A 9,619-nucleotide genomic window follows, 5' to 3' on the forward strand; every position below is an offset into this window, starting at 1 on the left:
GGGCGGACTGTCGGCCGGGGCGCCTGGCGTGCCGTCGGGCGTCCGCGCCGCCGCTCGGCCGTGCCCTCGGAAGGCCGCCTCAGGTCCGGGCCCGCCGCTCGGCCGTGCCCTCGGAAGGCCGCCTCAGGTCCGGGCCCGCCGCTCGGCCGTGCCCTCGGAAGGCCGCCTCAGGTCCTGGTCGGGGAGCGGCCGATGTGGGCGAGGGCGTCCCGCACGGCGGGCACGTCCTGGTCGAGCCAGTCGACGTTCCAGACCTCGGCGGGGGTGAGCCAGCGCAGCGCGTCGTGGTCCTGAAGGGGTGCGGGGGCGGGGGAGCCGGGACACAGCCGGGCCGTCCACACCCGCAGCGCGTAGGGCGGGCGCAGGGGCCACTCCCCCGGGACGCGCTGCCCCACCTCGGCGTCGATGCCGAGTTCCTCGCGCAACTCCCGTACGACCGCCGCCTCGCCGCTCTCGCCGGGCTCGACCTTGCCGCCCGGCAGTTCCCAGCGTCCGGCCAGTTCGGCGGGGGCGCTGCGGCGGGCGGCGAGCAGCCGCCCCTCGTGCCAGAGGGCCGCACCGACCACCACGATCCGCTCGTCCATGACGGGGAGCCTACGGGAGGGACGGGCCGTCACCGGTGGCCGTCCGGGCGGGGCGTCAGTCGGCCGGACGGCCGTTCTGACCGATCCGCTCGACCCAGTAGAGCTGTTCGTGGCCCCGGGCGTCGAGGCTGTCCGCGATCCGCTGCGCCTCGGTGCGGCTCGCGTACCGGCCGACGCGGTAGCGATTGCCGTTGTCGTCCTGGCGCACGACGAGCCAGGGAAGTGTCACCGTGCCGTCGTTCATCGCGCCCCTCCACGTCCCGCCCGCGACCCGCCCGGTAAGGAAACCGCAATCCGCATATGCCCGAGCCTACGCCTTACCTTCACGCTGCGAATACGTCTTTTCACAACGAGGTACCCAACCAGCCAGAACGCAGGGGGCGCAGGGTGGTGAATGCGCCGTGCGTCCGGTCGACGGGTCCGGTCAGGGGCACGCCGGGGCCCGGCCGCCGCTCCCGGGCGACCAGCGAGAACGACCGGATTGCTACGCCGCCGGAGCCCGCGCCCGGTGAACCGCACGCCGGAGCGATGGCGCACGGGGAGCGTGAAGGGAGCGCCGGGGGCTCACACCACCCGGCCGGGACGGGCGTCCGCTACCGCACCGGGAGGTGGTAGGCGGCCCGGTAGCGGTCGGCGGGAATCACCACGTCGGCCGTCTCCACGGGGCGTCCGGAGGCGTAGTAGGTGCGCTGGATGACGAGGACGACATGGCCGGGCACGCCGCCCAGCAGGACGAGCTCCTCGGCGAGGCCGGGGCGGGCACCGACCTCCTCGGTGACGTTGTCCACGATGACGTCGATGGCGCGCATCCGCTCGACGACGCCCATGCCGCCGAGCGGGCCCTCCTCGGGCAGCATCACCGGGGTCCGGCCGGTGAGGGCGAGGGGCTCCCAGGAGGTGGAGAGCATCATCGGCTCGCCGGCCTCGCGGAAGAGGTACTTCGTGCGCATCACCCGGTCGCCGGGCTCGATGCCGAGCCGCTCGGCGACGGCGCCGCAGACCTCGGTCTGCTCGCTGCTGGACTCCCAGGTGCCGTGCACCGCGCCGTCGGTCTGCTCCTGCCGGAAGGGCGTGGCTCCGCGCTCGGGCCGGAAGCCGGAGCGGGCCACCCGCCGGGGCACGGGCCGCTCCCGCACGTACGTGCCCGAACCGGAGCGGCCCTCGACCAGCCCCTCCGCCATCAGCACCTTGCGGGCCTCCAGCGCCACCGTGTCGGAGACGCCGTACTCCTCGCGGATCCTGGCCTGGGAGGGGAGCCGGGTGTGCGGCGGCAGCCGGCCGTCGACGATCTTCTTGCGGAGATCACCCGCGACACGCAGGTACGCCGGCTGCTCACCGAAAGTCACGGGCCGCTCCCATCAGGTTGTACAGACAGCAACAGCGTGGCAACCCGGGGTTCCGCCGGGCAAGCAAAGGCCAGAGAATCACTCGATGTGATGAACGTGGCCGGGCATGCCTGTACCCAGGCACTTTCTCCCCGCTCCAGGCTCCGTCACACCTGGATCCGGCCGCCCACGGGTCCTACCCGCCGGTCGGGACGTAGGTCGACCGGGACGAGGTAAGCCCCAGAGCCTTGCGTGCGGTGACCTCCTGCTCCCACTCGGTGAGCACGCTGCCCTTCAGCTGATGGTCGTAGTAGGTGTCCGCGTCCTCGGCGCCGGCCGCCGCGGCCCACTCGACCCGCGCCTCCTCCAGCACCTCGACCAGGTCGGCCACCGGGCGCTGCGCTGCGGCGGACCAGGTGTGCTCGCGCAGCATCCCGGTCTGCCGGTCCAGCGCCGACACCATGTGCTCGGCCCACTTCGTGTGGCCGGGCAGGTCGTCCTCGGGCTCGGTCACCGGCACGCGGTCCGCGGCGTCGTCCAGCAGTCCGGCGGCGTCCAGGAACGTCAGCTGGTCGGCGTCGAACGAGCTCTCGTCCCGGCGCAGCGAGCCGCTGAGCCGGGCGAACGGATCCTCGTTGCCGAAGGCGCAGAGGATCTCCCGGTCGCCGAGGTCCCAGCTCTCCTCGGTGGGGGTGACGGAGTAGACGTCCGTGTTGGCCGGCACGGTCCAGGGGTCCACGACGTAGGCCCGGCGGTGGGCGTGACACTCGTGATGCGCGGACGTCATGAGGGCCTCGGTGCCCGGGTAGCGGCCGTCGGGGAGCCGTACGCGGGCGAAGATCTCGCCGTCGTGCTCCCCCGCGCAGGACACCGGCTCGGACTCCCGGGACCAGGCGGCCCAGGCCTGCATCCCCTCGGGCGCCATGAAGCAGTCGCCCGACCGGAGAGCGGGCGCGCCGACGCTGCGCAGCCCGTCCCGGAAGCTGCTCCATGCCTCGGCGGCCGCGCCGGTGGTCAGCAGGACCGACCACAGGGCGAGCCCCACCGAGGACAGCGCGCACCCGGCGATCGCCAGGCCACGGCCGCGCTCCCCGCGACGCCGGATCCGCCACAGCGCGAAGAGCCCGAGCACCAGCCCCACCAGGGGGACGAAGCAGAGCAGCCCGAACGCGAAGGCGACGATCGCGGCACCGTTGACGACGGCGGGCGGCCGGGCGCCGTGGAGACCGCCGTAAGGGGGCGCGGGGGCGGGGCCTGTGCCGTCGGGCGGCGCGGCGGTCGCGGGCGGCGCGAACGGATCCGGGGCGGGGGCCTCGCCGCCGGGACCGGGGGCCGGGTCCGCCGGGTCGTAGGGCTGCTGGGGCCCGGCGGGCGGGGCTGATGACACGGGGACCGCTCCTGGTTCGGCTGCGCTGCGCGGGAGTTACCGCCGACGGGCGGCTGCGCGCATCGTAGGCGGGCGGTGTGCGGCCCGTACGGCGGGCCCTCGCACGGGCCTCACGGGACCGCGCACGTCCTCGTCCCCGCGACGCGGGGCGGGCCCGAGGACCCGCGACCGGTCACGAGGACGAGGACGCCGTTGTGCCGAGCGGTGGAACGGCGGGCGTACGGGCCCTCAGCGGGGCCCGGGGCCCGTCAGAACTGCAGGGCCCAGCTGTTGAGCCGGCCGGTGTCCCACCACGCGTTGTCGCTCACGCGCAGCTTCCACGTGCCGTTGGCCGTCTCCGAGGAGGCGTCCACGGTGTACGTGGTGCGGATGTCGTCCGCGCTGCCGCCGGTGCCGTACGACTTCAGCGTGTACGCCGAACCGTCGGGGGCGATCAGCTGGATACGGAGGTCGCCGATGTAGGTGTGGCGGATGTCGACCTCGACGGCCAGGTCACTGGGCGCGTTGCCGGCCACGCCGGTGACGGTGACCGGGGACTCGACGGTGGAAAGGTCGCCGATGGTGACGCCGGTCGTGTTCTCGAAGCGGTCACCGGTGGGCGGCGGGGTGGTGTCGCCCTCGCCCACGTACAGCAGGCGGTTGGGCGAACCGCTGCCCGGGTTGCCGACGACGCCGGAGGTGGCGGCGGAGGTCAGCGCCGAGGAGACCTGGGCCGGGGTGGCCGAGGGGTTGTCGGCGAGGTGCAGGGCGGCGGCGCCGGCGACGTGCGGACTCGCCATGGACGTGCCGGAGATGGTGTTGGTGGCGGAGTCGCCGCTGTTCCAGGCCGAGGTGATGGCGGAGCCGGGCGCGAACACGTCGAGCACGGAACCGTAGTTGGAGTAGCTGGCGCGCGCGTCACTGGAGGTGGTCGCGCCCACCGTGATCGCCTCGGCCACGCGGGCCGGGGACTTGGTGGAGGCGTTGGTGGACTCGTTGCCCGCCGCGACGACGAAGGTGACGCCGGAGGCGATGGCGTTGCGGACCGCCGTGTCGAGGGCGCTGTCCGCGCCGCCGCCGAGGGACATGTTGGCGACGGCCGGCTTGACCGCGTTCCGCGCGACCCAGTCGATTCCGGCGACGACCTGGGCGGTGGTGCCGGAGCCCGAGTTGTTCAGCACCCGCACGCCGACGACCTTGGCCTTCTTGGCCACGCCGTAGGAGCTGCCCGCGACGGTGCCGGCGACGTGGGTGCCGTGGCCGTGGCCGTCCTGGGCGGTGTTGTCGTTGTCGATGGCGTCGTAGCCGTAGGAGGCACGGCCGCCGAAGTCGCTGTGCGTGATGCGCACTCCGGTGTCGATGACGTACGCCGTGACGCCCTCACCGGCCGAATCCGGGTAGGTGTACGAGTTGTTGAGCGGCAGGTTCTGCTGGTCGATCCGGTCCAGGCCCCAGGAGGGCGGGTTCGGCTGGGTGCCGGTGACGTGGAAGGTGCGGTTCTGGATGACCGAGGCGACGGCCGGGTCGGCGGCGAGACGCTTCGCCTCGGCCTCGGACGCCTCGACCTCGTAGCCGTTCAGGGCCTTGGTGTAGGTCCGCTCGATGTCGGCACCGTGCCGCTCGGCGACGGCCCGGCCCTCCGTGGTGTCGGAGCGGGCCTCGTCCGCCTTCAGGGTCACGATGTAGCTGCCGGCGACGGCGTTCGCCGCGCCCTCGTACTGGATGCGGCCTTCGGCCGCGGCCGGGGCCGCGCCCGCGGGGAGAGCGGAGACGAGGCTCACGACGAGCGCGGCGGACGCCGCGGCACCGAGGGTGGCCAGTCTTCGCCGGGGATGACGCATCACTGCCATGTGAGGGTTCCTCCTCAGTCGGTGGTGCGTGTGCTGTGGGGGGTGGTGCGGTCGATGCGCGGACCCCAGGGGTGGCGGAGGAAACCAGCCACTGACAGGAACATGTCAATAGCGGGCTTCTTCATCCGGGCATCAGCGAAAGATTGAGGGTTCCACAGGAATTGCACAAGGGCCCTGCACGAACGAAACAGCCCCGCCACGCCCGCGACACATGCGGACGGAGGTCCGCGACGGTTCCCCGGCCCACCGGCACGGCACCGGCCGGAGCGCTCGGCCGACGCGCCGAGTGCCCGGCCCGGCGTCGGGCCGGGCACTCCCGCCGAACAGTCCGGAACCGAGGGTCAGCAGAGCATCCAGCCGCCGTTGTCGGTGTAGTAGCCCCAGCTCATGTACTTCGACGTCTGCGGACCGAACACCCCGTCCACGACGATCAGGGAACTCCGGTTCTTCTTCAGGTACGCCTGCACGTTCTTCACGGCGGTTCTGGTGGCGGGCCCGAAGATCCCGTCCGCGGCCAGGCCCTGGCCGTAACAGACGTTCAGGGTGTGCTGAAGCCACTTCACGCCGGTGCCCTGATTGCCCTGGGACAGCACGCAGTCGCGGACCCTGGAGCCGTTGGAGGTGGTGGGGATGTAGTAGTGACGGAAGTTCCCGTCGTAGTAGTCGGTGTAGCCGGAACACGTCGTGGCCGCCGAGGCCGTCGTGGCGGTGGCCCCGACGAACCCGACGGCGGACAGGGCAACGGCAGCGGCGGTGGCCAGTGCTCGCAGGCGCATGAGAACTCTCCTTCGTTCGGTGGTGGAGGTGCGGCGGCACTCCCCCGTGGGTGCCGCCGCAGGATTGTGGTGCGTCACGCGGTCTGCCGGGCGCGCAGCTGCCCGGCCTTCGCACGACGGCCGGAGGACCGGATGTCGACGGTGGTCCCCGGACCGGCTCCCGGTGTGGTGCGCCAGTCCTTGAGCCGGGCGGCGACCTTCTCCAGTCGGGCGTCGCCGGGCGGTACATCGAGAGAGAACAGCGACTCGTCCGGCTTCGGGTCGTCGCCGCCCCAGCGGACGGTGCCCTCCAGCTCGGCGAGCACGTCACGCACCACGGCCGTCTCCAGGGGGAGGAACCCTCCGCTCGCGCCGGGCGGGTAGTGACCCGGCAGGATCGTGACGGCGGTTCCGGAGGCCCGGTTGCTCTCGGGCAGGCCCTTGCGGACCGTGCCGGGTGCGCACCATCCGGTCACGTCGCCCGGACCCAGCGCACGGATCTCGTAGTGGAAGCGCTGGACGAGATGGACGAGCACGCGTTCCACGGCACCGATCCGCACATCGATCCGCATGCCCGTGCCGGGAACCGGTCGGGTCCAGATGTGCCCTCCGCTGTTCACGGACCGTTGCATCTCCCAGCCGTTGACGCTGGTGGTGCCGCTGTGGATCCGCGCCTGCTCCTTGCGGAGGGCTTCCGGTCCCTTTCGGGGACGGCCCCCGTCGGCAGCCGTGGCGGGCGTGGCGAGCAGCGCGGTGCCTCCACAGGCGAGGAACGCGCCGGCTCCCGCCAGGCCCAGCATCCGCTTCGTGGCACTGCGCCGGGACATCGATGACATGAGGTGACTCCTGGGGACGGACGACGGGGACGGACGGCTTCAGCGCAGGGGCGCGAAATGGTTCTCGAAGACGCGGTAGAGGCCGAGTTGCGTGTGACCGTCCCGCACGGCGATGTCGCCGGAGCCCCGGTAGCGTTCGAGGCACAGCCGGGTGCTCCGGTCCGGGTAGTCGAGGGTCGGCAGACCGGCGCCCATCATGGATCCGGCATGCATCAGCGCGTAGGCCACGTGCCGGATGTTGTACGCGTTGTCGGTGTAGCCCTCGCCGTAGAGCTTGTGCCAGACGGGCCAGAGGTCGTCGTCGTCATCCGGGTCCAACTCGGCGGCGTCGAGCCGGCCCGCCCGGATGAGGTGGTTGCGCGCGTTGATCGCGGTGGCGGCGAAGATCTGGCCGAGACCGGTACTGCAGTCCCTCTTGACGTAGAGGTCCGTGGGGTCCCAGTCCACCGTGGTGTGGTACGTGATCACCCCCTGGTCGCTGACGGCGTCCAGGATCTGCACCTTGCGGATCTCCCACAGCAGCGGACACATGACCATGGCCTTGCGGATCCGTAGCTGCGCCGCCACGTCGGTGACGATGGCGTCGTGCCGCATGAGGATGTCGAACGCCTCCGTCGTGGTGTACAGCTGTACGACCCCCTCGGGACCGCCGCCCTTCTCCGGTAGGCCCTCCGACTCCAGATACGCCTGGATGTCCCGCAGGAGCGCCCCTCTCCTGGAGGCGTCGAACCTGCCGTCCGGCTCGGTGGACCGGGGCCGGGGGGCGAAGCTGTTCTGCCCCGTGTCGCGGCCCGATGCGATGTTCTTGTCGATCTCGATGGCGCCGTCGCCCGAGCCGATGGTGAGGGTCGCGATCTGGTCGTAGGCCCAGTCGTCGGGCAGTGCGTAGCCGAGGTTCCCGGAGAAGCCCGTCGACATGTCGGAGACGAAACTGGCGGTGGTGAGACCCTCGTCGGCGACGCGGCTGCACACGTTCCGCGGGCCGTAGATGCCTGCCTCGTAGCGGCCGTCCGCGGCCAGGACCCGGCGGATCGCCCGGAAGTGGGGCAGGATGTTGCTGTCGATCTGATGGTCGAGTGCGTCGAAGTCGACGGCGAAGAAGATGCGCGTCCCGGCCTTGAAGCCGTAGTGGGAGGCCCGGTCGATCGCCGCGTACGCGTCCACGGTTCCCTGGCTGTTGCGGAAGTAGTCGGCCGACGCGCCGTAGGTCTGGTAGATGGGGAAGCAGGACAGCCCGTAGGCGGCGATCGTGTCCAGTTCCCCCGGCTTGATCTCCTTGTCCAGGGTGGTGCCCGGGACGTTGCTCAGATACCGGCCGACGTACCGGTACCCGTTGTCCCGCAGCGTCTTGGCCCGTGCCGGCGTGATGGTGGTGACGCAGTCCGAGGCGGTCCCCGCACGGGTGGGATCCCCGGTGGAGACCAGCAGCGAGGCCCACGTCGCGTAGTCGCCCTGTCCCGTGCGGGGGAGCCTGGTGAACTCCTGGAAGCCGATGACCGCGTCACGGACCGCATCGGTGAAGGCCGTGGTGAGGGCGACGCCCCGATGGTTGAGGATCATGCCCGCGCAGAACAACTCGACCCACACGCCGGTCGAACCGCGGGACACGGTCTGCTGCTTCAGTCCGGCCTGGGTGCCGGGACCGAACACGCCGTTGGCGACGCCGTCGGCCATGCCGAGTTCGTACTGGACGGCCAGGAGCATGGACTTGGCGACGTCGCGGGAGTGCCGGCCGTCGCAGGGGATGACGAAGAAGTCCCTGCGGTTGACGTACCTGCGGTTGAGAAGTCGTTGGACGGACCGGATCGCGCTGTTCCCGCCGGCGACCTGGACGTAGGCGTCCATGGTGAGCAGGCCCTTGAACACCTTGGGCGTGACCGAGTCCCCGGGGTAGGAACCCGAGACGCCCATGTCCGACTTGAGCCGGGTGACGGCCGCCGAGACCCGCTCGTTGTACCTGCCGTCGATGTCACCGCCGTCGTAGCCCTTGCAGTACAGGGCGGACTGGATGATGCGGCAGAAGTTGGCCGAGGGCACCGTGCCGGCGTCCAGCCGGGGGTACCGGGATTCCAGGGCGGCGAGAGTGCCGGGCCCGAAGTTGTCCGACAGCGCGGTGAGACCCAGCTCGTGCTGCAGGCATCGGGTGAGGGCGTACATGGTGCCCCACCCCGTGATGCCGTCCTCGGCCACCGTGGGGATGCCGTCGACGCGGTACGTGTTGATGAACTTCTGCGCTCGTCTGACGAGTTCGTCTGCCATGAACAGCCATTCGTCCGGTGGGGCCGCGGCCGCCCGCTCGCGGGCCGGTGTGCGGCCCAGGGGCCATGAGGGGTCCGGCCGGCAGCTGCCACAGCAGTGGCCTCCGAGGGGGCCGACGCGGTGCCCACATGGTCGGCGGTCGGCCGCGGACGCCGGTAGAGCGGTGGGACGCGATGGGACATGATGGGACGCGGGACGCGTCAACACGCCTGTGACGGGCGGGAGTAGGCGAGGGAGGACAAGGGGTGGCGGGACAGGACGAGACCTCGCGGGCCGGGGGGTCCGCCCGGGAGGCCGAACTCCTCACCGAACAGCTGCGGCTCCTGCGCCGCCGCCACGGGATGACCCTGGCCACGCTCGCCAACCGGACGAGTTACAGCAAGTCGTCCTGGGGCCGCTACCTCAGCGGCAAGGCACTCCCGCCCCGGCAGGCCGTGCACGAGTTCGCCCGCACGGTGGGCGTCAAACCCGACCGGCTACTGCTCATGCTGGAGATCGCCGAACGCGCGCAGCCGGACGTACGGGGTCCGGAGGCCACCGGAGCCGAGCCGTCGGACGGGACGGCCGGCGGGGCCGCCGAGCGCGGCCGGGACGAGGCGCCGGTCACGGAGGAGGCCGGGGCGGCGGAGCCCGCCGAGCGGGTG

General features: G+C 71.9%; 9 protein-coding genes. 1 reads left to right on the top strand and 8 read right to left on the bottom strand.

The window, feature by feature from the left end:
- Nucleotides 1–167: 167 nt before the first annotated feature.
- The 8 genes from G3I53_RS14135 to G3I53_RS14170 all read right to left on the bottom strand — a co-directional run bounded on the left by G3I53_RS14135 (nt 168) and on the right by G3I53_RS14170 (nt 8,975).
- Entirely contained in the window at nt 168–584 is a 417-nt protein-coding gene (locus G3I53_RS14135) for a (deoxy)nucleoside triphosphate pyrophosphohydrolase (protein WP_164334380.1), read from the bottom strand.
- Between the two features lie 55 nt (nt 585–639).
- On the bottom strand, nt 640–828 hold the full coding sequence (locus G3I53_RS14140; RefSeq protein ID WP_164334379.1) for an SPOR domain-containing protein: 189 nt from the start codon (nt 826–828) through the stop codon (nt 640–642).
- A gap of 349 nt (nt 829–1,177) precedes the next feature.
- On the bottom strand, nt 1,178–1,930 hold the full coding sequence (locus G3I53_RS14145) for a GntR family transcriptional regulator (protein WP_164334378.1): 753 nt from the start codon (nt 1,928–1,930) through the stop codon (nt 1,178–1,180).
- Between the two features lie 175 nt (nt 1,931–2,105).
- On the bottom strand, nt 2,106–3,296 hold the full coding sequence (locus tag G3I53_RS34550) for a DUF4190 domain-containing protein (RefSeq protein ID WP_164438401.1): 1,191 nt from the start codon (nt 3,294–3,296) through the stop codon (nt 2,106–2,108).
- Between the two features lie 248 nt (nt 3,297–3,544).
- On the bottom strand, nt 3,545–5,125 hold the full coding sequence (locus tag G3I53_RS14155; RefSeq protein ID WP_164333664.1) for a S8 family peptidase: 1,581 nt from the start codon (nt 5,123–5,125) through the stop codon (nt 3,545–3,547).
- 341 nt (nt 5,126–5,466) lie between these two features.
- Complete coding sequence (locus G3I53_RS14160) at nt 5,467–5,901, bottom strand: peptidoglycan-binding domain-containing protein (RefSeq protein WP_164333665.1); 435 nt, start codon at nt 5,899–5,901, stop codon at nt 5,467–5,469.
- A 74-nt stretch (nt 5,902–5,975) separates the two neighbouring features.
- Nucleotides 5,976–6,716: a hypothetical protein gene (locus tag G3I53_RS14165; RefSeq protein ID WP_164333666.1), complete on the bottom strand. Its 741-nt coding sequence runs from the start codon at nt 6,714–6,716 to the stop codon at nt 5,976–5,978.
- A gap of 39 nt (nt 6,717–6,755) precedes the next feature.
- Nucleotides 6,756–8,975: a glycoside hydrolase domain-containing protein gene (locus tag G3I53_RS14170; protein ID WP_164333667.1), complete on the bottom strand. Its 2,220-nt coding sequence runs from the start codon at nt 8,973–8,975 to the stop codon at nt 6,756–6,758.
- 245 nt (nt 8,976–9,220) lie between these two features.
- Between G3I53_RS14170 and G3I53_RS14175 the strand changes: the two genes are divergently transcribed.
- Nucleotides 9,221–9,619, top strand: a 399-nt coding sequence (locus G3I53_RS14175; RefSeq protein WP_343240618.1) for a helix-turn-helix transcriptional regulator, incomplete at its 3' end; no start/stop codon positions are given.

Origin of the sequence: Streptomyces sp. SID14436 (assembly GCF_010548465.1) — a bacterium.
Taxonomy (GTDB): Bacteria; Actinomycetota; Actinomycetes; order Streptomycetales; family Streptomycetaceae; genus Streptomyces.